Below are 24,046 nucleotides of genomic sequence, written 5' to 3' on the forward strand. Positions count from 1 at the left end.
ATGAGGCCCGCTCAATGAAACTACGTGGTCTGTACGCCATCACCGACAGCCAGCTGTTGGCCGGCAAGTTCCTGAAGTACGTGGAGGCAGCGCTGGATGGCGGTGTCACCCTGTTGCAGTACCGCGACAAAAGCGACGACCAGGCTCGCCGCCTGCGGGAAGCCGAAACCCTGCTCACCTTGTGCGAGCGCTACAAGACTCACTTGATCATCAACGATGACGCCGAGCTGGCGGCGCGCATTGGTGCCGGCGTGCACCTGGGCCAAACCGACGGCCCGCTGACTCCGGCACGGGCCCTGCTAGGCCGCCAGGCGATCATCGGCGCCACCTGCCACGCCCAGTTGCCCCTGGCCGAGCAGGCCGCCAAGGAAGGCGCCAGTTATGTCGCCTTCGGTCGTTTCTTCAACTCCAACACCAAGCCAGGGGCCCCGACGGCCAGCCTGGAACTGCTGGACCAGGCCCGGGCCAGCCTGCACCTGCCGATCTGCGTGATCGGTGGCATCACCCTGGACAACGCCGCTCCGCTGGTCGAGCACGGCGCCGACCTGCTGGCCGTGGTCCATGGCCTGTTCGGTGCCGAGAGCGCCGCAGACGTGACTCGCCGCGCCCGCGCCTTCAATGCCTTGTTCAATCGTTGAATAGCCATCTGCTGACTTTTTGAGAGCCCAATCATGTCTCGTTCCGAAACCCTGTTTGCCAACGCCCAGAAACACATCCCCGGTGGCGTCAACTCGCCCGTGCGCGCCTTCAAGAGCGTGGGCGGCACCCCGCTGTTCTTCAAGCACGCCGAAGGTGCCTACGTCACCGACGAAGACGACAAGCGCTATGTCGACTATGTCGGCTCCTGGGGGCCGATGATCCTCGGCCACAGCCATCCGGACGTGCTCGACGCGGTGCGCAAGCAGCTGGAGCACGGCCTGTCCTATGGCGCCCCGACCGCCATGGAAACCGAAATGGCCGACCTGGTCTGCGCCATCGTGCCGTCCATGGAAATGGTGCGCATGGTCAGCTCCGGCACTGAAGCCACCATGAGCGCGATTCGCCTGGCCCGCGGCTTCACTGGTCGCGACAGCATCATCAAGTTCGAAGGCTGCTACCACGGCCACTCCGACAGCCTGCTGGTCAAGGCCGGCTCCGGCGCCTTGACCCAAGGCGTGCCAAGCTCCGCCGGGGTCCCGGCAGCCTTCGCCAAGCACACCCTGACCCTGCCGTTCAACGACATCGGAGCCGTGGAAAAAATGCTCGCCGATGTCGGCCAGGAAGTAGCCTGCATCATCGTCGAGCCGGTGGCCGGCAACATGAACTGCGTACCACCGGCACCGGGCTTCCTGCAGGGGCTGCGCAGTCTGTGCGACCAACACGGCGTGGTGCTGATCTTCGACGAAGTGATGACCGGTTTCCGCGTGGCCCTCGGCGGTGCCCAGGCCCATTACGGCGTGCCCCCTGACCTGTCTACCTTCGGCAAGATCATTGGCGGCGGCATGCCAGTAGGCTGCTTCGGCGGCAAGCGCTCGATCATGCAACACATCGCGCCCCTGGGCCCGGTCTACCAGGCGGGCACCCTGTCCGGCAACCCGCTGGCCATGGCCGCAGGCCTGACCACCCTGCGCCTGATCAGCCGTCCGGGCTTCCACGCCGAACTGAGCGACTACACCAGCCGCCTGCTCGAAGGCCTGCAACAGCGCGCCGATGCCGCCGGCATTCCCTTCGTCACCACCCAGGCCGGGGGCATGTTCGGCCTGTACTTCAGCGGTGCCGACGACATCGTGACCTTCGAGGATGTGATGGCCAGCGATGCCAACCTGTTCAAACGCTTCTTCCACCTGATGCTGGAAGGCGGCGTGTACCTGGCACCGAGCGCCTTCGAAGCCGGCTTCACCTCGATCGCCCACGGCGAAGCCGAGCTGCAATTGACCCTGGATGCGGCAGAGCGCGCATTTGCTGCCTTGAAGTAAGTGCTGTACGACTGGCGTGGTGATGCGCTACGCCAGTCACGTGCTTTACTCGAACTTTTCTCCTGCCGAATCAGCAAAAACGCCCGAAACCACCGGATATCGCGGCCACGCAGCAGAAAAACGAGTAAAGACTTTGTAAGGTTGGCCCTGCTTATTTCATAATGCGCGCTTATTGGACCCCTCGCCGGGTCCGCGCGCCCCTCAGAGGTAAGTCGATTCCCATGAACCGCACCGGCCGCGCCCTGACATTGGGCTGCCTGTTGCTCCTTCAGCCCCTGCTCGCGCACGCACAAGAAGCAGGCGGCAACTCGTTGTTGATCCCAGCGATGGGTCGCTGCACCCTCGATCCCCAGGCACAGGAACAGGCCGAGGCGCTTGCCGCCTGCCAGAAGGCCGCTGATGAAGGGGATGCCCAGGCGCAATACGAGCTGGGTGAGTTCTACTATGAAGGCAAAGGCGCGCCGCAAGACCTCAATCAAGCCCTGAGCTATTTCGAGAAAGCCTCCCTGCAAGGCCATGCCCAGGCGCAATTCAAGCTGGGCACCATGTTCTTCCATGGCGAAGGCGTACCCGCCAACAACGTCCAGGCCTACATCGTGCTGAAGATGGCCGCGGTCAATGGCGCCGAAGACGCCCTGGACACCGCCGACGAAGTCGCCGAGCACATGCAGCGCGATGAGCTGGAAGTCGCGACCCAGGTCCTGGGGCAGATTTTCCGCAAGTACCTGATGGAACTGCAGAGCGCCGATGGGCGTTCGCCCTTTTCTCCCCTGCCATAAACCTCTGCGTCCCTGCTGACCGACGAGCCTCAGCCAGGCTTATTTTTCAGGCATTGGCATCGGGAATGGCATGACGTTGCTCATGCCCCGAGCTTCACTGATCTTCGGCGTACCCAGGCGCTCCACTTCATCGATGCGCACAATCGAATGCATCGGCACAAAGCTGCGCACCACGCCTTCGAACTGGGCCTTGAGCTTTTCCTCGCTCGGATCGACGACCACCTGCGTGCGCTCGCCAAAGACGAACTCTTCCACTTCCAGGAAACCCCACAGATCGCTCTGATAGATCTGCTTGGCGTACATTTCGAACACCTGGCCCTGGTTGAGGAAAATCACCTTGTAGATTGGAGCTTCACGTTTGGTCATGGTGGGCGGGTAACACATCGGGGGACAAAAATAGGGCGCGAACTATAGCATAGCTACCCGATGCTCAGTGCTAGGAACCTGTGGGCATGGCCCCTATAATGCGCGGTTCTTTGAATCACGTGATGACCCCGTCCATGGCCAAGAAGTTATACATCGAAACCCACGGTTGCCAGATGAACGAGTACGACAGCTCGCGCATGGTCGATCTGCTGGGTGAACATCAGGCCCTGGAAGTCACCGCCCGCGCCGAAGACGCCGACGTCATCCTGCTCAACACCTGCTCCATCCGCGAGCGGGCCCAGGACCGGGTCTACTCCCAGCTCGGACGCTGGCGCGAGCTGAAGCTGGCCAACCCGGAGATGGTGATTGCCGTCGGTGGTTGCGTGGCCAGCCAGGAAGGCGCGGCCATCCGTGACCGAGCCCCCTATGTAGACGTGGTCTTCGGCCCACAGACCCTGCACCGCCTGCCGGAAATGATCGACACCGCCCGCATCACCAAACTGCCACAGGTGGATGTCTCGTTCCCGGAGATCGAGAAGTTCGACCACCTGCCCGAACCGCGGATCGACGGCCCCAGTGCCTATGTCTCGGTCATGGAGGGCTGCAGCAAGTACTGCACGTTCTGCGTCGTGCCCTATACCCGTGGCGAAGAGGTCAGCCGGCCCTTCGACGACGTGATCGCCGAAATCATTCACCTGGCGGAAAACGGTGTCCGTGAAGTGACCCTGCTGGGCCAGAACGTCAATGGCTACCGCGGCCAGACCCACGACGGGCGCATGGCCGACCTGGCCGAACTGATTCGCGTGGTCGCAGCGGTCGACGGCATCGAACGGATTCGCTACACCACCTCGCACCCCCTGGAGTTTTCCGACAGCCTGATCCAGGCCCATGCCGAAGTGCCGGAGCTGGTAAAACACCTGCACCTCCCAGTGCAATCGGGCTCCGACCGCATCCTCGCGGCGATGAAGCGCAACCACACCGCCCTGGAGTACAAGTCGAAGCTGCGCAAGCTGCGAGCCGCAGTGCCCGGCATCTGCATCAGCTCGGACTTCATCGTCGGCTTCCCCGGCGAAACGGAAAAAGACTTCCAGCAAACCATGAAGCTGATCGAGGACGTCGGTTTCGACTTCTCCTACTCCTTCGTCTATAGCCAGCGCCCGGGCACCCCAGCCGCCGACCTGGCTGACGAGACGCCGGAAGCGCTGAAGAAGGAGCGCCTGAATGCCCTGCAACACCGGCTGAACCAGCAGGGGTTTGAAATCAGCCGACAAATGGTCGGTTCTACCCAGCGCATCCTGGTCACCGACTATTCCAAGAAAGACCCTGGAGAACTGCAGGGGCGGACCGAGAACAACCGGATCGTCAACTTCCGCTGCGACAATCCCACGCTGATTGGCCAGTTCGCCGACGTGCACATCGACTCGGCGCAACCCCACTCGCTGCGCGGCTCGCTGCTCGCCTAGGAACCGCTCGCCACCGAACCAGGCGGGCCGGGGCCTGGCGGACCAGTGACAGTGCCCAGCGGGCCGCCATCAGTGGCACGCCGGGGCGAGGGCAATAGCCCCCAGAGTCATTGCGCCGCATAAGAGCTTTCGCACCCAGGCTGCTGGCGTTATCCTTGAATTCATCTTAATTGCCGTTGGGCGGCTAAAAAACGACCTTGAACGCACCCATAGAACCTCATCGCTTCATCCTCGAACCCTTCGAGGCTCGCCGCTTCGCCAATCTGTGCGGGCAATTCGACGAGCATCTGCGCTTGATCGAACAGCGCCTGACGATCGAGATCCGCAACCGCGGCAATCAGTTCGAACTGATCGGCGAACCCAAGCACACCACCTCCGCGGAAAATCTTCTGCGCCGTCTCTACCGGGAGACCAAGGGCACCGAGCTGTCGCCGGACCTGGTGCACCTGTTCCTGCAGGAATCCGCCGTGGAAGAACTGGATAACCCACCCGTCGCCGACGCCGCCGTGGCCCTGCGCACCAAGAAAGGCATGATTCGCCCTCGCGGGCTGAACCAGCAGCGCTACGTCAAGGAAATCCTCGGCAACGACATCAACTTCGGCATTGGCCCGGCCGGTACCGGCAAGACCTATCTGGCCGTGGCTTGCGCCGTGGATGCCCTGGAACGCGAGCAGGTGCGTCGCATCCTGCTGGTGCGCCCAGCCGTTGAAGCCGGTGAAAAGCTCGGTTTCCTGCCCGGCGACCTGGCACAGAAAATCGACCCGTACCTGCGCCCGCTGTATGACGCACTGTATGAAATGCTCGGTTTCGAGTACGTCGCCAAGCTGATCGAGCGTCAAGTGATCGAGATTGCGCCGCTGGCCTACATGCGCGGCCGCACCCTGAACAACAGCTTCATCATCCTCGACGAAAGCCAGAACACCACCGTGGAACAGATGAAGATGTTCCTCACCCGGATCGGCTTCGGCTCCACGGCAGTGATCACCGGTGACATCACCCAGGTCGACCTGCCCAAGGGCACCAAGTCCGGCCTGGCCCAGGTGATCAACGTGCTCAAGGATGTCCCAGGCATCAGCTTCACTCACTTCATGCCCAAGGACGTGGTGCGCCACCCACTGGTGCAACGCATCGTCGAGGCCTACGAGCGTTTCGAGCTCGACGCCGCCCAGGCTCCTGCCGACAGAGGCAACCGTCACGATGCTTGAGCTTGATCTGCAGCGTGCCAGCCAACAGCCGGCCCCCAGTGATGAACAGTTCCGCCAATGGTGCGAGCTGGCCCTGCGCCAGCGCACAGCCGACTCGGAGCTGACCATCCGCCTGGTGGACGAAGCCGAAGGCCGTGAGCTGAATCACACTTGGCGTCATAAAGATTACGCCACCAATGTGCTGTCATTTCCCGCCGACGTACCGGATGAGCTGTTGGATATCCCCTTGCTGGGAGACCTGGTGATCTGCGTTGCGGTGGTCGAACGCGAAGCCGCCGAACAAGGCAAGGAATTGCAGGCCCACTGGGCTCACCTGGTGATTCATGGCTGCTTGCATCTGTTGGGCTACGACCATATAGATGACGACGAAGCCGAAGAAATGGAAGCACTGGAACGAACGTTGCTTGCAGAGCTGGGTCATCCCGATCCCTATGCAGATGACGAAAACTGATCAACAACCCCCTGTAACAACCAAGGATTCAGAGCAATCGCTATGAGCGAAGATCGATCGAGCAACGGGCAAAAGTCATGGCTGGGCAAACTGACCCAGGCTTTTGCCCATGAGCCGAAAAACCGTCAGGAACTGCTGGAGTTGCTGCGCGAAGCCCATCAGAACAAATTGCTGGACAGCGAGGCGCTGGCCATCGTCGAGGGCGCCATCCAGGTGGCTGACCTGCAAGTCCGGGACATCATGGTCCCGCGCTCGCAGATGATCAGCATCAAGGCGACCCAGACGCCCCGGGAGTTCCTGCCCGCGGTCATCGACTCCGCGCATTCGCGCTACCCGGTGATCGGTGAAAGCCATGACGACGTGATGGGCGTCCTGCTGGCCAAGGACTTGCTGCCACTGATCCTCAAGGAAAACGGCGACAGCTTCAACATCAAGGACCTGCTGCGCCCGGCGACCTTCGTCCCCGAGTCCAAGCGTCTGAACGTGCTGCTGCGCGAGTTCCGCGCCAACCACAACCACATGGCCATCGTCATCGACGAGTACGGCGGCGTGGCGGGCCTGGTGACCATCGAGGACGTGCTGGAGCAGATCGTCGGCGATATCGAAGACGAGCATGACGTCGAGGAAGACAGCTACATCAAGCCCCTGCCCAGCGGCGATTTCCTGATCAAGGCGCTGACGCCGATCGAGAACTTCAACGAGTTCTTCGACAGCGAATTCTCCGATGACGAGTTCGACACCGTTGGCGGCCTGGTGATGAGCGCCTTCGGCCACTTGCCAAAACGCAATGAAATCACTGAAATCGGCGCGTATCGGTTCCGTGTGCTCAATGCCGACAGCCGACGGATCCATCTGCTGCGCCTGACTCCCATTTCCCGCTGAGGGAAAGGCTCATCAGCCTTGCTGCGCACCGGACTATCGCCCTGGGATCTGCAACCCGATCCCGGGCGATAAACCTCGGAACGCGAGCGAATGGAACAGCACTGCATGATCCGAAGCTCCTCTGAACCCCGACCACCATTCTCCTCGTGCCTTGCTCGGCACGACACAGGAACGAGCTGATGAAACGCCTCTTGCAGCGCGCAACCCGTCCCGGCTGGCCCGGCAACCTGCTGGCCATGGCTGCTGGCGCCATCACCACCCTGGCCCTGGCCCCGTACAACATCTGGCCACTGGCGCTGCTGGCGGTGGGCATGTTCTATGCCGGGCTGCGCGAGCTGAGCCCACGCCAGGCCCTGGGGCGCGGCTGGTGCTTCGGCTTCGGCCTGTTCGGCGCCGGCACCAGCTGGATCTACGTCAGCATCCATACCTACGGCGGCGCGTCAGCCCTGCTCGCCGGCCTGCTGATGCTGGCCTTCATCGCCGCCATCGCCTGGTTCTTTGCCCTGCCGGCCTGGCTCTGGGCCCGCTGGCTGCGCCGCAACGAAGCCCCACTGGCCGACGCCCTGGCGTTTGCCGCCTTGTGGCTGGGCCAGGAAGCCTTTCGCGGCTGGTTCCTCACTGGTTTCCCCTGGCTCTACTCCGGCTACAGCCAGCTCGATGGCCCCCTGGCCGGGCTTGCGCCGCTGGGTGGCATCTGGCTGATCTCCTTCTCCCTGGCCCTGACCGCCGCGCTGCTCTACAACCTGCCACGACTGTTCAAGGCCGGACGTAAAGGCTTCATCGTGGCAGGCCTGGTACTGCTGGCTGCACCTTGGGCAACCGGCCTGGCACTCAAGGGCCACGCCTGGACCAGCCCTTCGGGCGAGCCGCTGTCGGTCGCGGCCATCCAGGGCAATATCGAACAAAGCATGAAATGGGACCCGGCAGAGCTCAACGCCCAGCTGGCGCTGTACCGGGACATGAGCTTCGGCAGCAAGCGAGTGGACCTGCTGGTCTGGCCAGAAACCGCCGTTCCGGTGCTCAAGGAGTCGGCCGAGGGCTACTTGACGATGATGGGCAGCTTCGCCGCCGACCGTCACTCCGCCTTGATCACCGGGGTACCGGTGCGCCAGCTGGTGCACCATGAAAAACGCTACTTCAACGGCATCACCGTGACCGGTGAAGGGGATGGCACCTACCTGAAGCAGAAGCTGGTGCCGTTCGGCGAATACGTGCCTCTGCAGGAACTGCTGCGCGGACTGATCGACTTCTTCAACCTGCCGATGTCGGACTTCGCCCGCGGCCCGGCCGACCAGCCGCTGCTGCAGGCCAAGGGGTATCAGATTGCGCCATTCATCTGCTACGAAGTGGTCTACCCCGAGTTCGCCGCCGGCCTCTCGGCCCGCAGCGACCTGCTGCTGACCATCAGCAACGACACCTGGTTCGGCACCTCCATCGGCCCCTTGCAGCACTTGCAGATGGCCCAGATGCGGGCCCTGGAGGCCGGCCGCTGGATGATCCGCGCCACCAACAACGGGGTCACCGGCCTGATTGACCCATTCGGCAAGATCACCGTGCAGATTCCCCAGTTCGAACGCGGCATCCTGTATGGCGAAGTAGTCCCCATGCACAACCTGACGCCTTACCTGCAGTGGCGCTCATGGCCACTGGTAGTGCTGTGCATTCTGCTGTTTGGCTGGGCCCTGCTGGCCAGCCGCATTGCCAAGACCGTCTGAGCATGCTGGTCGGTGGCCCGGTTCCTTGCGAGCCGGGCGCCGGCTCTCAGCGATAGAAAAGCCGATAACCCAACTGGCCTACCGCTTCATTGAGTAACTGGCCGCTCTGCCAGATCGACTTGAACTCCGGCATCCAGCCCCCCAGCGGGCGGGCGTTATCCACCCCCAGGAAGCCTACTGGCGCCGGCACCACCACAAACCCCGCCTGCTCGAAGCTCCACGCCGCGCGAGGCATGTGCCAGGCCTGGGTCACCACCACCACGCGCTTGACCCCCTGAGGCTGCAACACCTGCGCACTGAGCTGAGCGTTTTCCCAGGTGGTGCGGCTGCGGCCTTCCTGCCAGCGCACATTCACCCCAAAGTCGCCGAGCATTGATTCAGCCATCAGCGCCGCCTCGGTGGGCGGCGTGCCGTAATGCAAACCGCCACTGGTCAATATTGGCAGCCCGGAAGCCTTGGCCAATCGTGCCGCGTAGCGCTCGCGCTCAAGGCCCACCCCGGTAGGCTGGTCAGAACCCCAGGCCGGATCTCCCCGCTCACGGCCCGAGCCCAGGACCACGATTGCATCCGCCTGCTCGGCGAGGCTCGCCCATTGGCTCCGTGGCAGAGGCGGCAACTGTTCAAGCCCCCTGGCGCCCCACTCCACCATGACTGGCAGGCTCATCAGCCAAAAGCCGCCCAGCCCGAGGATAAAGCAGCAACGGGCCAGTCTGGGCCTTGAGCGCCGCAGGCACCAGGCAAGCAGAAGCAGCAGCAAGAGAATGCCGGGGGGGAGCAGTAACTGTTTGATGAAATAGCGAAAAGGCATCGAGCATCTCCAGAAGATGCCCGAAGCCTAAAGGGGATATCCATCCTGCAACAACCGATGCGAAGCAATTTTGCATTCGAGGCCCTCGGAAGCGGCCTCCATCGACCCAATGAAGAGTCCCTGGATCTACTTGAACTGCCGGGAGCGGACCTTCACCGACTCCTTGACGGGCGCCTGATCCTTCAACCAAATGATCTTGGCAGAACGAGGCGCCTCCTGATTTTGCAGACTGCCCAGTACGTTGATCTGCATTTCCCGCTGGCTGCGCGCCAGGTAAGCCCTGATCAACTCGAACTCGGCATGACTCAAACCCCGTAGCTCCAACTCGACAGGCCGCTCATTGCGCAGTCGATTCGCAGTATTTACCGCATCCAGGGCTAGAGCCAGTCGATTCAGCAGCCTTTCATACACCTCCGGCTCTGTTACTTTTCGCTGCGATTCAAGCATCCGTTCACCTCATCGAAGATAAGACTCACTCCCCTTTTTCAGCTTAGCCGGGCCGCTGGAAGCAACGCGCCGCCGCGACCAACGGCCCGCTCGAGCAATCAGGGTTTCCCTCGGTAGAGCGCGGTCATGTATGCTACGGCGCTTCCTGTAACTCCACTTCCAGCTCCATCGGGCACTGCAATCGGCGTATTTGGCGCCATCACCACCCGACGTTGCGTTGAAGAGGATTAGGCCACCCCTAGTCAATACAAAAGTAGCCATGCACGAACACTATCAGCCCCGTGAAATCGAAGCCGCCGCCCAGTCGTTCTGGGATGAGCAAAAGTCCTTTGAAGTCAGTGAACAGCCAGGCAAGGAGACTTACTACTGCCTGTCGATGTTCCCTTACCCCAGCGGCAAGCTACACATGGGGCACGTGCGCAACTACACCATCGGCGACGTGATCTCCCGCTACCAGCGCATGCAGGGCAAGAACGTCCTGCAACCCATGGGTTGGGACGCCTTCGGCATGCCGGCGGAAAACGCCGCGATGAAGAACAACGTCGCCCCGGCCAAGTGGACCTACGAAAACATCGCCTACATGAAGACCCAGCTGCGCAGCCTGGGCCTGGCGGTGGACTGGTCCCGCGAAATCACCACCTGCAAGCCGGATTACTACCGCTGGGAACAATGGCTGTTCACTCGCCTGTTCGAGAAAGGCGTGATCTACCGCAAGAACGGTACCGTCAACTGGGACCCGGTTGACCAGACCGTACTGGCCAACGAACAGGTGATCGACGGGCGCGGCTGGCGCTCGGGCGCGCTGATCGAGAAGCGCGAAATCCCGATGTACTACTTCAAGATCACCGCCTATGCGGATGAGCTGCTGGAGAGCCTCGACGACTTGCCGGGCTGGCCCGAACAGGTCAAGACCATGCAGCGCAACTGGATCGGCAAGTCCCGCGGCATGGAAGTACAGTTCCCCTACGATCAGGCGTCCATCGGCGAAGCCGGCGCCCTGAAGGTCTTCACCACCCGTCCGGACACCCTGATGGGCGCGACCTATGTCGCGGTGGCGGCCGAACACCCTCTGGCCACCCTGGCGGCACAGAACGATCCTGAATTGCAGGCGTTCATTGCCGAATGCAAGGGCGGCAGCGTCGCCGAAGCCGACATGGCGACCCAGGAAAAGAAAGGCCTGCCCACCTCGCTGCTCGTCGAACACCCGCTGACTGGCGAGAAACTCCCGGTCTGGGTAGCCAACTACGTGCTGATGCATTACGGCGATGGCGCAGTAATGGCCGTACCGGCCCACGACGAGCGGGATTTCGAATTCGCCACCAAGTACAGCCTGCCGATCAAGGCCGTGGTGCGCACCAGTGCCGGCGATGAAACTCCGGCACCATGGCAAGACGCCTATGGCGAGCACGGCGAGCTGATCAACTCCGGCACCTTCAACGGCCTGGACTTCCCGGGCGCGTTTGACGCCATCGAAGTCGCTCTGCTGGAAAAAAACCTCGGCCAGTCCCGCACTCAGTTCCGTCTGCGCGACTGGGGCATCAGCCGCCAGCGCTACTGGGGCTGCCCGATCCCGATCATTCACTGCGACAGCTGTGGCGACGTGCCAGTCCCCGAGGACCAGTTGCCAGTGATCCTGCCGGAAGACGTAGTACCCGACGGCGCCGGTTCGCCCCTGGCCCGCATGCCCGAGTTCTACGAGTGCAGCTGCCCGAAATGCGGCAAGCCGGCCAAGCGCGAAACCGACACCATGGACACCTTCGTCGAGTCCTCGTGGTACTACGCCCGCTACGCGTCACCACACTATGAAGGTGGCCTGGTAGATCCGGCGGCGGCCGAGCACTGGCTGCCGGTGGACCAATACATCGGCGGCATCGAGCACGCGATCTTGCACCTGCTCTACGCGCGCTTCTTCCACAAGCTGATGCGCGATGAAGGGCTGGTCAATTCCAACGAACCGTTCAAGAACCTGCTGACCCAGGGCATGGTGGTAGCCGATACCTACCATCGCACCCTCGAGAACGGCGGCAGGGACTACTTCAACCCGGACGACGTGGATGTCGAACTCGACGCCAAAGCCAAGGTCATCGGCGCCAAGCTCAAGGCCGACGGCCTGCCGGTGGAAATCGGTGGCACGCAGAAGATGTCGAAGTCGCTGAACAACGGCGTCGACCCGCAATCGATGATCGAACAGTACGGCGCCGATACCTGCCGCCTGTTCATGATGTTCGCCTCGCCGCCCGACATGAGCCTGGAATGGTCCGACTCCGGTGTCGAGGGCGCACACCGCTTCCTCAAGCGCGTCTGGCGCCTGGCCCAGGCCCATGTCGGTCAAGGGCTGCCGCAAGCCCTGGATGTGCCGTCGCTGAACGATGAGCAGAAAGCCATCCGTCGTTCCATCCACCTGGCCATCAAGCAGGCCAGCCAGGATGTCGGCCAGCACCACAAGTTCAACACCGCCATTGCCCAGGTGATGACCCTGATGAACGTCCTGGAAAAAGCCCCGCAAGGCAGCGAACAGGACCGTGCATTGCTGCAGGAAGGCTTGCAGGCCGTAGCCCTGTTGCTGGCCCCGATCACACCGCACATCAGCCATGAGCTGTGGACCCAACTGGGTCAGCAAGGTGCCATTATCGATGCTGGCTGGCCCGTGGTGGACGCAAGCGCCCTGGTCCAGGACAGCCTGCAACTGGTGATTCAGGTCAACGGCAAGCTGCGTGGCCAGATCGAGATGCCGGCCAGTGCCAGCCGTGAAGAAGTCGAGGCCGCGGCCCGCAGTAACGAAAACGTGCTGCGCTTCACCGAAGGACTGACCATTCGCAAGGTCATCGTGGTACCGGGCAAACTGGTCAATATCGTCGCCAGCTAATTGGATCAGGCGCCCGATCCGGGATCGGGCGCCGAACAAAACCTCCAGGGCCACAAGGTTGGCCCATATGGTTTCAAGGGGAGCAACACATGATCAAACGTAACCTGCTGGTGATGGGCCTGGCCTTGCTGCTGAGCGCCTGTGGCTTCCAGTTGCGCGGCACAGGAACCCAGGAGCTGACCATCAAGGAGCTCGACCTGAGTGCCCGGGACGCCTATGGCACCACGGTGAAGCTGCTGCAACAGCAACTGGAAAGCAGTGGCGTGCGCATCCATGCGGGCGCGCCCTACAAGCTGGTATTGCTCAGCGAGCAGGCCAGCCAGCGCACGCTCAGCTATACCGGCGGCGGCAGCTCGGCCGAGTACGAGATCAGCACCACGCTGAACTACGAGATCCTGACTCATGACAACCTGCACCTTCTGGGCGACAAGCTGGAAGTGCAGAAGGTCTTCCTGCACGACGGCAACAACATCACCGGCTCCGACCAGGAGTCCGCCGAAACCCACAAGGAAATGCGTCGCGACCTGGTCCAGCGCATGCTGATCCGCCTGCAACTGCTGACTCCGGAGCAACTTGCCCAGCTGCAAGCCACCGCAGAAGCCAAAGCCAAGGCAGACGCCGACGCCCTGGAAGCAGCACGCAAGGCTGAAGCGAACACCCCGCGTCAGTCGCCTCTGGAACTGCCGAACCAGTAAGCCTCGTGGGGCGCGCAAGCGCCCCGCTGGCCCTCGCCTATGAAACTTGCCCCCGCCCAACTCGGCAAACACCTGCAAGGCACCCTCGCCCCGGTCTATGTGATCAGCGGCGATGATCCTCTGCTCTGCCAGGAAGCCGCCGACGCCATTCGTACTGCTGTTCGCCAGCAGGGTTTTGACGAGCGCCAGGTATTCAGCGCCGATGCCAACTTCGATTGGGGCACCCTGCTGCAAGCCGGTGCCAGCATGTCGCTGTTCGCTGAAAAGCGTCTGCTGGAGCTGCGCCTGCCTTCGGGCAAGCCGGGGGACAAGGGCGCTGCGGCACTGATCGAGTATTGCTCGCGCCCGGCAGAAGACACGGTGCTGCTGATCAGCCTGCCCAAGCTCGATGGCAGTGCGCAGAAGACCAAGTGGGGCAAGGCACTGGTTGAAGGGGCCCAGACTCAGTTCGTGCAGATCTGGCCAGTGGATGCCAACCAGCTCCCGCAGTGGATTCGCCAACGCCTATCCCAGGCGGGCCTCTCCGCCAGCCAGGATGCGGTGGAACTGATCGCCGCCCGGGTAGAAGGCAACCTGCTGGCTGCAGCCCAGGAAATCGAAAAGCTCAAGCTGATGGCTGAAGGCGGACAGATCACTGTCGAAACCGTACAGGCCGCCGTGGCCGACAGTGCTCGCTTCGACGTGTTCGGGCTGGTGGACGCCATTCTCAATGGTGAGGCCGCCCATGCCTTGCGCATGCTTGAAGGCCTGAGGGGGGAAGGCGTTGAGCCTCCGGTCATTCTCTGGGCCTTGTCCCGGGAATTGCGACTGCTGGCCAACCTGGCCCTGCAGTTCAGCCAGGGCACGCCTCTGGACAAAGTGTTCAGCCAGGCTCGCCCTCCTGTCTGGGACAAGCGCAAACCCCTGATGAGCAAAGCGCTGCAACGCTATTCCGCACAGCGCTGGGCGCAATTGCTGCTCGACGCCCAGCGCATCGATGCGCAAATCAAGGGACAGGCCAGCGGCTCCCCATGGAGCAGCCTGAGCCGCCTGTCACTGCTGATGGCCGGCCAACGCCTGGCCCTGCCGGCCGAATAACCCTCGGCAAGTTCCTCGCCGACACTCTTCGGACATGGGCAGGACTAGACAACAGCCCGACTCTGGCCGATGATCTGCGCCGCAGCACCCACTCTCCTCATGAAGCGAGCACACCCGATGAGCAAGCCATCCAAGCATGGCCCCAACAAGGCCAAATCCATCATTGCCCAGCCACTGTTCCGCAGCCGTCAGGAACGACCCGCCAAGGGCAAAGGCAGCTACCGCCGCGAAGCCTTCCAGTCTAAAAGCTGGGAGGCTTCTTACTTTCTGGCTGCCTGAAGCCCAGACCCCCACTGGCATGATAAGGTCTGCACCTGATTGTTATTCTCTCTGGACCCGTGCATGCCCTTTTGTCTTTCCCGTCGTTGGCACATGCGCCAACTGATCGCTGCCTCCAGCCTTGTTCTGCTAGTCGCCTGCGCGGAAAAACCCACCGCCGCCGACGCCCAGCCGCTGCCCACCCTCCAGGCAGCCCCCCTTGCCGCGCCGGCCACTGTCGCGCCCTTGACGGCCGACAACCTGGACATCCAGCCTGCCCAGACCTTCGACGAGTGGTTGAGTGCCTTCCGCAGTGAAGCCTTGAACGCCGGAATTCGCGCCGATGTATTCGACCGCGCCTTCGCTGGCGTGACCCCGGACATGGCCGTGATCAAGGCGGACCGCAGCCAACCCGAATTCAGCCGCCCGGTGTGGGAATACCTCGACGGCGCACTGTCCCCGGTAAGGGTACGCAAAGGCCAGGCGCTGCTGGTCCAGTACGGCGATATCCTGCAACGAATCGAACAGCGCTATGGCGTGGATCGCCAGGCACTGGTGGCGGTCTGGGGCATGGAGAGCAATTTCGGCGATTTCCAGGGCAACAAGTCGGTCATCCGCTCCCTGGCGACCCTGGCCTACGAAGGGCGCCGCCCAGCCTTCGCCAACAGCCAACTGATCGCCGCGCTGCAAATCATTCAACAGGGTGATATCCAGCCAGAGAAGATGCTCGGTTCCTGGGCCGGAGCCATGGGCCAGACCCAGTTCATTCCCACCACCTACAACACCCACGCCGTGGACTTCGACGGCGACGGCCGCCGGGATATCTGGAACAGCCCCGGTGACGCCCTGGCGTCGACCGCACACTACCTGCAGAGCTCGGGCTGGCAAAAAGGCCAGCCATGGGGCTTCGAAGTGCAGCTCAACAGCGGTTTCGACTATTCCCTGGCTGATGCCTCCACCCGCAAGACAGTGGCTGAATGGATGCGCCTGGGAATGACCCCGGTCAATGGCAAGGCACTGCCTTATGGTTCGGACCAGTTGTCCGCGTCCCTGTTGCTGCCTGCCGGCTACAGGGGCCCGGCGTTCCTGATCCTGGACAACTTCCGCGCCGTGCTCAAGTACAACAACTCATCGTCCTACGCCCTGGCCGTGAACCTGCTATCCGAGCGTTTCGTCGGTGCCGGCCTGATCAGCGGTAGCTGGCCCAAGGACGACCTGCCCCTGAGCCGTTCCGAACGCATCGAGCTGCAGACCTTGCTCAGCGCCAGGCAGTACGACGCCGGCAACCCCGACGGGATTATCGGTGCCAATACCCGCAAGGCCATTCGCAGCGCCCAGCAAGCGCTGGGCTGGCCCGCAGACGGCTATCCAACCCACAAGCTGCTGGACAGCCTGCGCAATCGCTGAAGGGCCGGCCGGTGCAGCCCTTCTGCACTGGCCCAGCCTTACTTGAACACTACATCCTGGGCCAGGGTCAGCTCCCTGGCACCCGCATCCAACCTGACCAAAGCCCCTATGGGCAAGGTCAGATTGGGGTCGCAATGACCACTGCGCCATCCGGCCAGCACCGGAATCTTCAGCGGCTCGAAGGTCTGCCTGAGCAGGCCGCACAGCGCAGTGAAATCCACACCTGCCACATCCCCTACCAACACGCCACGCAGCTTATCGAGCTTGCCTGCCAGGCGCAGGTGATTGAGCAGGCGGTCGATCCGATACAGCGGCTCGTTGATGTCCTCGAGAAACAGGATGCTGCCATCGGAATTGATTTCAAACGCAGTGCCCAGGGTACTGGCAATCATCGACAGGTTGCCCCCCAGCAGCGGCCCCTGTGCGATACCCGGCTCCACCGTGGTCAAGGGAAAAGCCACAGGATGGGGCAGCAGGCTGCCGGCCCTGACCTGGCCCCTGAGCAGATTGAAAAACGACGCCTCGGTCGGCGGCTGCTTCTGCCCCAGCAGGTCGGCATTGAGCATCGGCCCGTGAAAGCTGACAAATCCCGCATAACGGTTGATCGCCAGGTGCAGGGCGGTGATATCGCTATAGCCGACAAAGGGCTTGGGATTGCGCCTGATCAGGTCGAAATCGATCTTGTCCAGCAAGCGCGGGCTGCCATAGCCTCCACGCAGGCACACAATGGCGTCGATTTCGCTGTCGGCAAAAGCCCCGTGCAAGTCATTCAGACGGACCTCGTCACTGCCAGCGAGATAGCCTTCCTGCTGCCCGACACCGGGGAAGATACGCAACTCGTAACCCCGTGAACGCATCCATTGGAAGGCTTTTTCGGTATCCAGCGCTGCCGGACCGGCGGGCGCAATAAGGCCGATAACGCCTTCACCAGCCAACGCCGGTACTGGCAGATGAGCATGAAGGGCAGCAGTCGGTTGGATGGGCATGCAAGTTCTCCCTGTGTGGATTCACCCAAGCACAGTAGCCATGAATGCCGCGAAACAGAAGAGCTGAAACAGCCGGGAAGGCAAGAAAGCAGCGCAAGCCGCAGAGGTGCTCGGATGAGCCGGGAAACTGCCCGCAAGACTCAGGCCTTGCGGGCAGGCAAATCAGGAAACCAGGCCTTCGCGGGCCAGTTTCGCTTGCTCGTCGGCGTGGTAGGAAGAACGTACCAACGGGCCGGAAGCAACGTTCTTGAAGCCCATCCGGTAACCTTCTTCGGCGAACCAGGCAAAGGTGTCCGGGTGCACGAAGCGCTGTACCGGCAAGTGATTGCGGGACGGCTGCAGGTACTGGCCAAGGGTCAGCATGTCGATATCGTGCTCGCGCATGCGCTTCATGACCTCGATGACCTCATCGTCGGTCTCGCCCAGGCCCAGCATCAGGCCGGACTTGGTCGGTACATGAGGCACCAGCTGCTTGAATTTCTGCAGCAAGGTCAGCGACCACTGGTAGTCCGAACCCGGGCGTGCAGCCTTGTACAGGCGCGGCACGGTTTCCAGGTTGTGGTTGAAGACATCCGGCGGGGTAGCCGCGGTGATTTCCAGAGCTACATCCATGCGACCGCGGTAGTCGGGCACCAGGGTTTCCAACTGCACGTTCGGCGACAGCTTGCGGATCTCGCGAATGCAATCGGCAAAGTGCTGGGCACCACCATCGCGCAGGTCGTCGCGGTCCACCGAGGTGATCACCACGTACTTCAGGCGCAGGTCGGCGATGGCCACTGCCAGATTCATCGGCTCATCGACATCCAGAGGCTTCGGACGACCGTGGCCCACGTCACAGAACGGGCAGCGACGGGTGCAGATGTCGCCCATGATCATGAAGGTCGCGGTACCGCCGGAGAAGCACTCCCCCAGGTTCGGGCAGGACGCCTCTTCGCAGACGCTGTGCAGCTTGTGCTTGCGCAGCAGTTGCTTGATCCGATCGACTTCCGGAGACACCGGGATGCGCACGCGAATCCAGTCGGGCTTCTTGGGCAGTTCGGTGGTCGGAATGATCTTCACCGGAATGCGCGCGACCTTTTCCGCACCGCGCAATTTGACGCCGGCTTCAACTTTCGGACGGGCCGCTCGCTCGGAAATATCCAGCGTCGGGATCAGGGTTTGAACAGCGTCTTGCGCAGTAGTCATATCAGTCGATTCCGCCCGTTAGGGTCGTCTGCTCAGCATAGTCGAGGTGTTTGACGAGCTGCGCACGCAGCCGGGCACTTACCTCGGCAAAATCAATCGGCCCTGCATGGTCGCTCAGCTGGGTCATGGCCAACCCGGCATAACCACAGGGGTTAATCCGTCGAAACGGCTGCAAATCCATGTCCACGTTCAAAGCCAGCCCGTGAAAGGAGCATCCGCGACGGATACGCAGGCCCAGCGAGGCGATCTTCGCCCCATTGACGTAGACCCCCGGCGCATCGGGCTTGGCCGCCGCAGGCACGCCATAGCTGGCCAGCAGCTCGATCAGGCACAGTTCCATCCGGCTCACCAGGTCGCGCACGCCAAAACCCAGGCGACGCACATCCAGCAACAGATAGGCCACCAACTGGCCCGGACCGTGATAAGTCACCTGGCCGCCGCGATCCACTTGCACTACCGGGATCTCTCCCGGTAGCAGCAGGTGTTCGGCCTTGCCTGCCTGGCCCTGGGTAAAGACCGGCGGATGCTGTACCAGCCAGATTTCGTCCGCGGCATCGGTACCGCGTTCATTGGTGTAGCGCTGCATGGCCTGCCAGACCGGCTCGTAAGCCATCTGGCCAAGCTCACGAAAGCCCAGCGTCTGTGGCATCACAGCACCATGTGGACGACACCGGTAGCACGCAGGGCACTATTGATATCACGCAGTTGGTCTTCACCGGTGGCGGTGATGTGCAGTTGTACCGTGGTGTACTTGCCGTTGCTGCTCTGACGCTCGGCCAGGGACTTGATATCCAGGGTGGCGTACTTGGCAAGGATCTCGATCACGGTGTCCTTGAAGCCGACAACCGTGTCACCGATCACCTTGATCGGATAGTCGTCGACGGGAAATTCAATCTTGTGCGACTTAACGTCAGTGTCTGTCATGGCAGTAACGGCCTCGTAAGCCGTGGCGACGAACACGACCCCCGCTCTACTTCAGAGCGAGGGCCATGCGGGTCGACAATATCAGTTGAACAAGCCGTAGAAGAATAGACGGATGCTATCCCACATGCGGCGGAAGATACCACCTTCGTCGACCGCTTCCAGAGCGATCAAGTCGGCGCTGTGCACCACCTTGTCGTCCAGCTTCACTTCGACCTTACCAATCACGTCGCCCTTGGCGATCGGCGCGACCAGTTGCGGGTTCATGGTCATGCTCGCAGCCAGTTTCTTAAGCTGGCCTTTAGGCATGGTCATGGTCAGATCTTCAGCCAAGCCGGCCTTGACCTGGTGGGTAGTGCCCTTCCAGACCGGAGCCTGGGCCAGCTCGGTGCCCTTCTGGTAGAAGGTCTGGGTTTCGAAGAAACGGAAACCGTAGGTCAGCAGCTTCTGGGTCTCGGCAGCACGAGCTTGTTCGCTGTTGGTGCCGAACACCACGGCGATCAGGCGCATGCCGTCACGTACCGCCGAAGACACCATGCAGTAGCCGGCTTCGTCGGTGTGGCCGGTCTTCAGGCCATCAACGGTCTTGTCGCGCCACAGCAGCAGGTTGCGGTTGGGTTGCTTGATGCCGTTCCAGAAGAACTCTTTCTGCGAGTAGATCGCGTAGTGGGCCGGATCTTCATGAATGATCGCGCGAGCCAGTACCGCCATGTCGTGGGCCGACGAGTAGTGCTCGGGGTTCGGCAGGCCGGTAGGGTTCATGAAGTGGCTGTTGCTCATGCCCAGGTCGGTTGCCGTCTTGTTCATCATGTCGGCGAAGGCGTCTTCGCTGCCGGCGATGTGCTCGGAAACCGCGACGCTGGCGTCGTTGCCCGACTGGATGATGATGCCGTGCAGCAGATCGCTGACGGTGACTTGCGAGCCGACCTTGATGAACATCCGCGAACCGCCGGTACGCCAGGCGTTCTCGCTGACGGTCACCGGATCGTTCTCGCCGATCTGGCCGCGACGGATTTCCAGGGTCGCGATGTAGGCGGTCATCAGCTTGGTCAGGCTGGCCGGCGGCAGACGCTGGTCACCATTGTTCTCCACCAGCACGTTACCGCTGCTGGCATCCATGAGCACATAGGATTTGGCAGCCAGTTGCGGTGGCGACGGCATCGCTTCGACCGCCCAGGCGGCGGGCGTGATGATCAGCGGGACAAGCAGGCACAGGCGTTTGGCAAAGGTGGTGATGTTCATCCGTCTCTCGAAGTTGCTAATGGAAACTTGCCCTAGGGGCAAAACTATTTCAGACAGCCTTCTGAAGGGCTATCGCGTGTGCAGTTGCTCACTCACTGGCCCTTGCCGGGCTTTTGTTGTTCGACGAGCCAACAACCCGGGTCCGCCCCCCAATACCGCAAGCGGACCTTCAATCTTCAGTACTGCTACTCGGCAGTGACCACGCTCGGCTGGCCCAGGTTGGCCAGGCGCACGCTGTTCTGTGCTTGCTGGGCCTCACTCGGCGTACCGAATGGCCCCAGGCGCACTCGGTGCAGCGTCTGCTGGTTACGCACGATCGAGCTGATGAACACCGGGGCGCTCACCATTCCGCTCAGTTTCGACCTCAACAGCTCGGCAGCGTCCGGGTTGGCGAAGGCGCCCACCTGCAGATACTGGCCAGAGGCTGCTGCGGTGTTTTTCACTTGTACGGGAACCACAGCCGCTGCGTGCTGCTGGGGCGGCGGAGTCCATTGCTCGACCGTGCCGGCCGAAGCCGTGATCACCGGAGCGTTGTTCTGCGCCACTTGCGGCTCATTGAGCATCAACGGCGCCGGGCGCCCGCGCTGGGCCCACCACTGCTGCGGATCGATGCCCTCGACCTTGACCCGCGCAGTGCCGGTTTCGGCGTAACCGAGCTTCTTCGCTGCTGCGTAGGACAAGTCGATGATCCGGTCGGAATAGAACGGACCGCGGTCGTTGACCCGCAGGACCACACTGCGGTTGTTGTCCAGGTTGGTTACCCGTACATAACTGGGCAGCGGCAGGGTCTTGTGCGCGGCACTCATGCCGTAAAGGTCGTAGACCTCGCCGTTGGCCGTGTTCTGGCCATGGAACTTGGTGCCATACCAGGATGCCGTGCCGGACGCGACGTAGTTCTTGGATTCCTGGATAGGGAAGTAAGTCTTGCCCAGAACCGTGTAGGGATTGGCCTTGTAGGGGCCGGTGTGCAGGGTCGGAGTGGCGTCGGGAATCCGCGACACGTCGACATCCCACCAGGGCGCGCCATCCTTGTGGGCACGGTTGACATCCAGGCCCGGCATCGAACGCACCGCGCTGGAAGACTTCTGCTGCGGCGAGCGGCTCGTCGAGCAACTGACCACCAGCAGGGACAACGCGGCAAAAGCCACCAGCTTCAGGGGTTTTGGAATTGGCATTGCCAGCATTACTTGACGCCCCGTGCTTGGACCAGCTGTTCAGACAACTGATGTACGGCCATGGCGTACATCACGCTGCGGTTATAGCGAGTGATCGCGTAAAAATTCTTCAGGCCCATCCAGTATTCCGGGCCATTGTCACCTTCCAGACGGAAAGCGGTGACCGGCATATCATCGCGCAGCGCATCATGACTCGACCACCCCAAGGCCCGCAACTCCCCGACGGTCTTGGTCGGCTCGATACCCGTGGTCAGGCCCTCATCCACACGATCGCCGCGCACATCGGCGCGGCTGACCACCGGCTGGCCGGCCACCCAACCATGACGCTTGAAGTAACTGGCCACGCTACCGATGGCATCGTCCGGATTGGTCCAGATATTGATGTGCCCGTCACCGTCAAAATCCACCGCGTAGGCGCGAAAACTGCTCGGCATGAACTGTGGCAGCCCCATGGCGCCCGCGTAGGAGCCCTTGAGGCTCAAGGGGTCGAGCTGCTCTTCACGGGCCAGCAGCAGGAACTCGCGCAACTCCTTGCGGAAGAACTCGGCACGTGGCGGATAATCGAAACCCAGGGTCGATAACGCGTCGATCACCCGGTAATTACCGGTATTGCGGCCAAAAAAGGTTTCAACTCCGATGATCGAAACGATGACCTGGGCCGGCACCCCGTATTCCTGTTCGGCACGGGCCAGCACGGCTTCGTGCTGACGCCAGAAATCCACACCGCGGGCGATGCGCGCGTCGGTGAGGAACATCGGGCGGTATTCCTTCCACTGCTTGACCCGCTCGGCAGGCCGCGAAATGGCGTCAAGAATCGACTGCTTGCGCTCGGCCTCGCGGAACACGCCCATCAGCTGTTCCCCGGCGAAACCATAGTCCCGAGTCATTTCACCGACGAATTCGGCCACCTGCGGCGAACCTTCGTAATCACCGGCGAACGCGGATTGCGCTGCACCAAGGATGCTTACCAGACCGACCCACGGCGCATGCCGAGCGGCCCAGCCACGCATTACTTGCATTGAGTTCTTCACCTTAATCAAACCTGCGCGATCCACTTGCGATGGGTATGGATCGACATCAAAACCCCAAACGCTGACAGTAGCGTCACCAGCGAAGTTCCTCCGTAGCTAATGAACGGCAACGGAACCCCCACCACCGGCAACAAGCCACTGACCATACCGATGTTGACGAAAACGTAAACAAAAAACGTCATGGTCAGGCTGCCCGCGAGCAACTTGCCGAACAGCGTTTGCGCCTGGGCAGTGATGACCAGGCCGCGCCCGATCAGCAGCAGGTAGATCAGCAGCAGGGCGCAAATGCCCACCAGGCCGAACTCCTCGCCCATGACCGCGATAATAAAGTCGGTGTGGCTTTCCGGCAAAAAGTCCAGGTGCGACTGGGTGCCGAGCAGCCAGCCCTTGCCAAACACGCCGCCGGAACCAATGGCAGCCTTGGACTGGATGATGTTCCAGCCGGTGCCCAAGGGATCGCTTTCCGGGTCGAGGAAGGTCAGGATCCGCTGCTTCTGGTAGTCGTGCATGATGAAGAACCACATGGCGATGGCCACCGGCACCGCCGCCGCCAGCACGCTGAGGATCCAGCGCCAGCGCAGCCCGCCCATGAACAGCACGAAGGTACCCCCGGCCAGGATCAGCAAGGCCGTACCCAGGTCTGGCTGGCGCACGATCAGGATGAAGGGAATGCCGATCAGCACCAGGCTGATCCCCACATGCTTGAGATGAGGCGGCAGGGTGCGCTTGGACAGGTACCAGGCGATGGTCGCCGGCATGATGATCTTCATGAACTCAGACGGCTGGAAGCGAATCACCCCCGGGATGTTGATCCAGCGGGTCGCGCCCATGGCGTTGTGGCCCATGACGTCCACCACCACCAGCAGCACCACGCCGAACACATACCCCAAGGGGACCCAGCGGGCCATGAAGCGCGGCTCGAACTGGGCAATGACGATCATCGACACCAGGCCGATGCCAAACGAAGTGGCCTGCTTGGCCAGCAAGTCCCAGCTCTTGCCACTGGCGGAATACAGCACGAACAGACTGCCGGCAGCCAGGGTCAGCAGCAGGATCAGCAAGGGGCCGTCGATGTGCAAGCGCTGCAGCAGTGTGGCACGACGCCGCATCACGTCTTCACTGGAGAGGATGC

Annotated in this window: 24 protein-coding genes; 13 read left to right on the forward strand and 11 right to left on the reverse strand. The window is 62.0% G+C overall.

Annotation, left to right across the window (positions count from 1 at the left end; all coding sequences use genetic code 11):
- The first annotated feature begins 14 nt into the window (after positions 1-14).
- The 3 genes from thiE to U873_RS0116345 all read left to right on the forward strand — a co-directional run bounded on the left by thiE (position 15) and on the right by U873_RS0116345 (position 2,734).
- Positions 15-638 carry a thiamine phosphate synthase gene (gene thiE, locus U873_RS0116335; RefSeq protein WP_025129280.1) on the forward strand — a complete coding sequence of 208 codons (624 nt, stop codon included), beginning with the start codon at positions 15-17 and terminating at the stop codon, positions 636-638.
- 33 nt (positions 639-671) lie between these two features.
- The gene (hemL, locus tag U873_RS0116340) at positions 672-1,955 is read left to right on the forward strand and encodes a glutamate-1-semialdehyde 2,1-aminomutase (RefSeq protein WP_025129281.1); all 1,284 of its coding nucleotides are present in this window, start codon (positions 672-674) and stop codon (positions 1,953-1,955) included.
- 221 nt (positions 1,956-2,176) lie between these two features.
- A complete protein-coding gene (locus U873_RS0116345; RefSeq protein WP_025129282.1) occupies positions 2,177-2,734 on the forward strand; it encodes a tetratricopeptide repeat protein in 558 nt (185 codons plus the stop codon).
- A gap of 39 nt (positions 2,735-2,773) precedes the next feature.
- On the opposite strand, the gene U873_RS0116350 is transcribed toward U873_RS0116345, so the two are convergent.
- Positions 2,774-3,100 carry a DUF1820 family protein gene (locus U873_RS0116350; protein WP_020295297.1) on the reverse strand — a complete coding sequence of 109 codons (327 nt, stop codon included), beginning with the start codon at positions 3,098-3,100 and terminating at the stop codon, positions 2,774-2,776.
- A 134-nt stretch (positions 3,101-3,234) separates the two neighbouring features.
- On the opposite strand from U873_RS0116350, the gene miaB reads away from it, so the two are divergent.
- The 5 genes from miaB (at position 3,235) to lnt (ending at position 8,816) form a co-directional block, all read left to right on the forward strand.
- The gene (gene miaB, locus U873_RS0116355) at positions 3,235-4,563 is read left to right on the forward strand and encodes a tRNA (N6-isopentenyl adenosine(37)-C2)-methylthiotransferase MiaB (protein WP_025129283.1); all 1,329 of its coding nucleotides are present in this window, start codon (positions 3,235-3,237) and stop codon (positions 4,561-4,563) included.
- 197 nt (positions 4,564-4,760) lie between these two features.
- Entirely contained in the window at positions 4,761-5,768 is a 1,008-nt protein-coding gene (locus tag U873_RS0116360) for a PhoH family protein (protein ID WP_025129284.1), read from the forward strand.
- The gene (ybeY, locus tag U873_RS0116365; protein ID WP_025129285.1) at positions 5,761-6,219 is read left to right on the forward strand and encodes an rRNA maturation RNase YbeY; all 459 of its coding nucleotides are present in this window, start codon (positions 5,761-5,763) and stop codon (positions 6,217-6,219) included. The genes U873_RS0116360 and ybeY overlap by 8 nt, the downstream gene beginning before the upstream one ends.
- A 42-nt stretch (positions 6,220-6,261) precedes the next feature.
- Positions 6,262-7,101 (forward strand): HlyC/CorC family transporter, encoded by an 840-nt coding sequence (locus U873_RS0116370; RefSeq protein ID WP_025129286.1) that lies wholly within the window; start codon positions 6,262-6,264, stop codon positions 7,099-7,101.
- 191 nt (positions 7,102-7,292) lie between these two features.
- Positions 7,293-8,816: an apolipoprotein N-acyltransferase gene (lnt, locus tag U873_RS0116375; RefSeq protein WP_025129287.1), complete on the forward strand. Its 1,524-nt coding sequence runs from the start codon at positions 7,293-7,295 to the stop codon at positions 8,814-8,816.
- A 46-nt stretch (positions 8,817-8,862) separates the two neighbouring features.
- On the opposite strand, the gene U873_RS0116380 is transcribed toward lnt, so the two are convergent.
- Both U873_RS0116380 and U873_RS0116385 read right to left on the reverse strand, forming a co-directional pair.
- Positions 8,863-9,624 (reverse strand): YdcF family protein, encoded by a 762-nt coding sequence (locus U873_RS0116380; protein WP_025129288.1) that lies wholly within the window; start codon positions 9,622-9,624, stop codon positions 8,863-8,865.
- 126 nt (positions 9,625-9,750) lie between these two features.
- Complete coding sequence (locus U873_RS0116385; protein ID WP_025129289.1) at positions 9,751-10,071, reverse strand: hypothetical protein; 321 nt, start codon at positions 10,069-10,071, stop codon at positions 9,751-9,753.
- Between the two features lie 259 nt (positions 10,072-10,330).
- Here U873_RS0116385 and leuS point away from each other — a divergent pair, with 259 nt between their 5' ends.
- The 5 genes from leuS to U873_RS0116410 all read left to right on the forward strand — a co-directional run bounded on the left by leuS (position 10,331) and on the right by U873_RS0116410 (position 16,374).
- A complete protein-coding gene (leuS, locus tag U873_RS0116390; protein WP_025129290.1) occupies positions 10,331-12,937 on the forward strand; it encodes a leucine--tRNA ligase in 2,607 nt (868 codons plus the stop codon).
- Between the two features lie 89 nt (positions 12,938-13,026).
- Entirely contained in the window at positions 13,027-13,632 is a 606-nt protein-coding gene (lptE, locus tag U873_RS0116395; protein ID WP_025129291.1) for an LPS assembly lipoprotein LptE, read from the forward strand.
- Between the two features lie 39 nt (positions 13,633-13,671).
- Positions 13,672-14,709: a DNA polymerase III subunit delta gene (gene holA, locus U873_RS0116400; RefSeq protein ID WP_025129292.1), complete on the forward strand. Its 1,038-nt coding sequence runs from the start codon at positions 13,672-13,674 to the stop codon at positions 14,707-14,709.
- Positions 14,710-14,826: 117 nt separating this feature from the next.
- The gene (gene arfA / locus U873_RS0116405) at positions 14,827-14,988 is read left to right on the forward strand and encodes an alternative ribosome rescue factor ArfA (protein WP_007927093.1); all 162 of its coding nucleotides are present in this window, start codon (positions 14,827-14,829) and stop codon (positions 14,986-14,988) included.
- A gap of 63 nt (positions 14,989-15,051) precedes the next feature.
- The gene (locus U873_RS0116410; protein WP_025129293.1) at positions 15,052-16,374 is read left to right on the forward strand and encodes a lytic murein transglycosylase; all 1,323 of its coding nucleotides are present in this window, start codon (positions 15,052-15,054) and stop codon (positions 16,372-16,374) included.
- A gap of 38 nt (positions 16,375-16,412) precedes the next feature.
- On the opposite strand, the gene U873_RS0116415 is transcribed toward U873_RS0116410, so the two are convergent.
- From U873_RS0116415 to rodA, 8 genes are all read right to left on the reverse strand, one after another.
- Positions 16,413-17,360: an LD-carboxypeptidase gene (locus tag U873_RS0116415; RefSeq protein ID WP_025129294.1), complete on the reverse strand. Its 948-nt coding sequence runs from the start codon at positions 17,358-17,360 to the stop codon at positions 16,413-16,415.
- A 162-nt stretch (positions 17,361-17,522) separates the two neighbouring features.
- Complete coding sequence (lipA, locus tag U873_RS0116420) at positions 17,523-18,545, reverse strand: lipoyl synthase (RefSeq protein WP_025129295.1); 1,023 nt, start codon at positions 18,543-18,545, stop codon at positions 17,523-17,525.
- 1 nt (position 18,546) lies between these two features.
- Entirely contained in the window at positions 18,547-19,194 is a 648-nt protein-coding gene (lipB, locus tag U873_RS0116425; RefSeq protein ID WP_025129296.1) for a lipoyl(octanoyl) transferase LipB, read from the reverse strand.
- Positions 19,194-19,469 carry a DUF493 domain-containing protein gene (locus U873_RS0116430; protein WP_025129297.1) on the reverse strand — a complete coding sequence of 92 codons (276 nt, stop codon included), beginning with the start codon at positions 19,467-19,469 and terminating at the stop codon, positions 19,194-19,196. The genes lipB and U873_RS0116430 overlap by 1 nt, the downstream gene beginning before the upstream one ends.
- Before the next feature lie 81 nt (positions 19,470-19,550).
- The gene (locus tag U873_RS0116435) at positions 19,551-20,708 is read right to left on the reverse strand and encodes a D-alanyl-D-alanine carboxypeptidase family protein (RefSeq protein WP_025129298.1); all 1,158 of its coding nucleotides are present in this window, start codon (positions 20,706-20,708) and stop codon (positions 19,551-19,553) included.
- A 185-nt stretch (positions 20,709-20,893) separates the two neighbouring features.
- Positions 20,894-21,892 (reverse strand): septal ring lytic transglycosylase RlpA family protein, encoded by a 999-nt coding sequence (locus tag U873_RS0116440; protein WP_025129299.1) that lies wholly within the window; start codon positions 21,890-21,892, stop codon positions 20,894-20,896.
- Positions 21,892-22,902 carry a lytic murein transglycosylase B gene (gene mltB / locus U873_RS0116445; RefSeq protein ID WP_025129300.1) on the reverse strand — a complete coding sequence of 337 codons (1,011 nt, stop codon included), beginning with the start codon at positions 22,900-22,902 and terminating at the stop codon, positions 21,892-21,894. Before mltB ends, U873_RS0116440 begins: the two co-directional genes overlap by 1 nt.
- Positions 22,903-22,919: 17 nt before the next feature.
- Entirely contained in the window at positions 22,920-24,023 is a 1,104-nt protein-coding gene (rodA, locus tag U873_RS0116450; RefSeq protein WP_051586088.1) for a rod shape-determining protein RodA, read from the reverse strand.
- Positions 24,024-24,046: the final 23 nt, after the last annotated feature.

Source organism: Pseudomonas sp. PH1b (genome assembly GCF_000633395.1).
GTDB lineage: Bacteria > Pseudomonadota > Gammaproteobacteria > Pseudomonadales > Pseudomonadaceae > Aquipseudomonas.

What these genes read in the sequence shown, in the direction of transcription:
- rodA (WP_051586088.1), bottom strand. Translation starts at nt 24,023, where the DNA reads ATGCGGCGTCGTGCCACACTGCTGCAGCGCTTGCACATCGACGGCCCC.
- mltB (WP_025129300.1), bottom strand. Translation starts at nt 22,902, where the DNA reads ATGCAAGTAATGCGTGGCTGGGCCGCTCGGCATGCGCCGTGGGTCGGT.
- leuS (WP_025129290.1), top strand. Translation starts at nt 10,331, where the DNA reads ATGCACGAACACTATCAGCCCCGTGAAATCGAAGCCGCCGCCCAGTCG.
- U873_RS0116380 (WP_025129288.1), bottom strand. Translation starts at nt 9,624, where the DNA reads ATGCCTTTTCGCTATTTCATCAAACAGTTACTGCTCCCCCCCGGCATT.
- U873_RS0116430 (WP_025129297.1), bottom strand. Translation starts at nt 19,469, where the DNA reads ATGACAGACACTGACGTTAAGTCGCACAAGATTGAATTTCCCGTCGAC.
- U873_RS0116370 (WP_025129286.1), top strand. Translation starts at nt 6,262, where the DNA reads ATGAGCGAAGATCGATCGAGCAACGGGCAAAAGTCATGGCTGGGCAAA.
- lipB (WP_025129296.1), bottom strand. Translation starts at nt 19,194, where the DNA reads ATGCCACAGACGCTGGGCTTTCGTGAGCTTGGCCAGATGGCTTACGAG.
- arfA (WP_007927093.1), top strand. Translation starts at nt 14,827, where the DNA reads ATGAGCAAGCCATCCAAGCATGGCCCCAACAAGGCCAAATCCATCATT.
- lipA (WP_025129295.1), bottom strand. Translation starts at nt 18,545, where the DNA reads ATGACTACTGCGCAAGACGCTGTTCAAACCCTGATCCCGACGCTGGAT.
- U873_RS0116410 (WP_025129293.1), top strand. Translation starts at nt 15,052, where the DNA reads ATGCCCTTTTGTCTTTCCCGTCGTTGGCACATGCGCCAACTGATCGCT.
- thiE (WP_025129280.1), top strand. Translation starts at nt 15, where the DNA reads ATGAAACTACGTGGTCTGTACGCCATCACCGACAGCCAGCTGTTGGCC.
- U873_RS0116415 (WP_025129294.1), bottom strand. Translation starts at nt 17,360, where the DNA reads ATGCCCATCCAACCGACTGCTGCCCTTCATGCTCATCTGCCAGTACCG.
- U873_RS0116350 (WP_020295297.1), bottom strand. Translation starts at nt 3,100, where the DNA reads ATGACCAAACGTGAAGCTCCAATCTACAAGGTGATTTTCCTCAACCAG.
- U873_RS0116440 (WP_025129299.1), bottom strand. Translation starts at nt 21,892, where the DNA reads ATGCTGGCAATGCCAATTCCAAAACCCCTGAAGCTGGTGGCTTTTGCC.
- U873_RS0116385 (WP_025129289.1), bottom strand. Translation starts at nt 10,071, where the DNA reads ATGCTTGAATCGCAGCGAAAAGTAACAGAGCCGGAGGTGTATGAAAGG.
- lptE (WP_025129291.1), top strand. Translation starts at nt 13,027, where the DNA reads ATGATCAAACGTAACCTGCTGGTGATGGGCCTGGCCTTGCTGCTGAGC.
- ybeY (WP_025129285.1), top strand. Translation starts at nt 5,761, where the DNA reads ATGCTTGAGCTTGATCTGCAGCGTGCCAGCCAACAGCCGGCCCCCAGT.
- U873_RS0116435 (WP_025129298.1), bottom strand. Translation starts at nt 20,708, where the DNA reads ATGAACATCACCACCTTTGCCAAACGCCTGTGCCTGCTTGTCCCGCTG.
- hemL (WP_025129281.1), top strand. Translation starts at nt 672, where the DNA reads ATGTCTCGTTCCGAAACCCTGTTTGCCAACGCCCAGAAACACATCCCC.
- miaB (WP_025129283.1), top strand. Translation starts at nt 3,235, where the DNA reads ATGGCCAAGAAGTTATACATCGAAACCCACGGTTGCCAGATGAACGAG.
- U873_RS0116345 (WP_025129282.1), top strand. Translation starts at nt 2,177, where the DNA reads ATGAACCGCACCGGCCGCGCCCTGACATTGGGCTGCCTGTTGCTCCTT.
- holA (WP_025129292.1), top strand. Translation starts at nt 13,672, where the DNA reads ATGAAACTTGCCCCCGCCCAACTCGGCAAACACCTGCAAGGCACCCTC.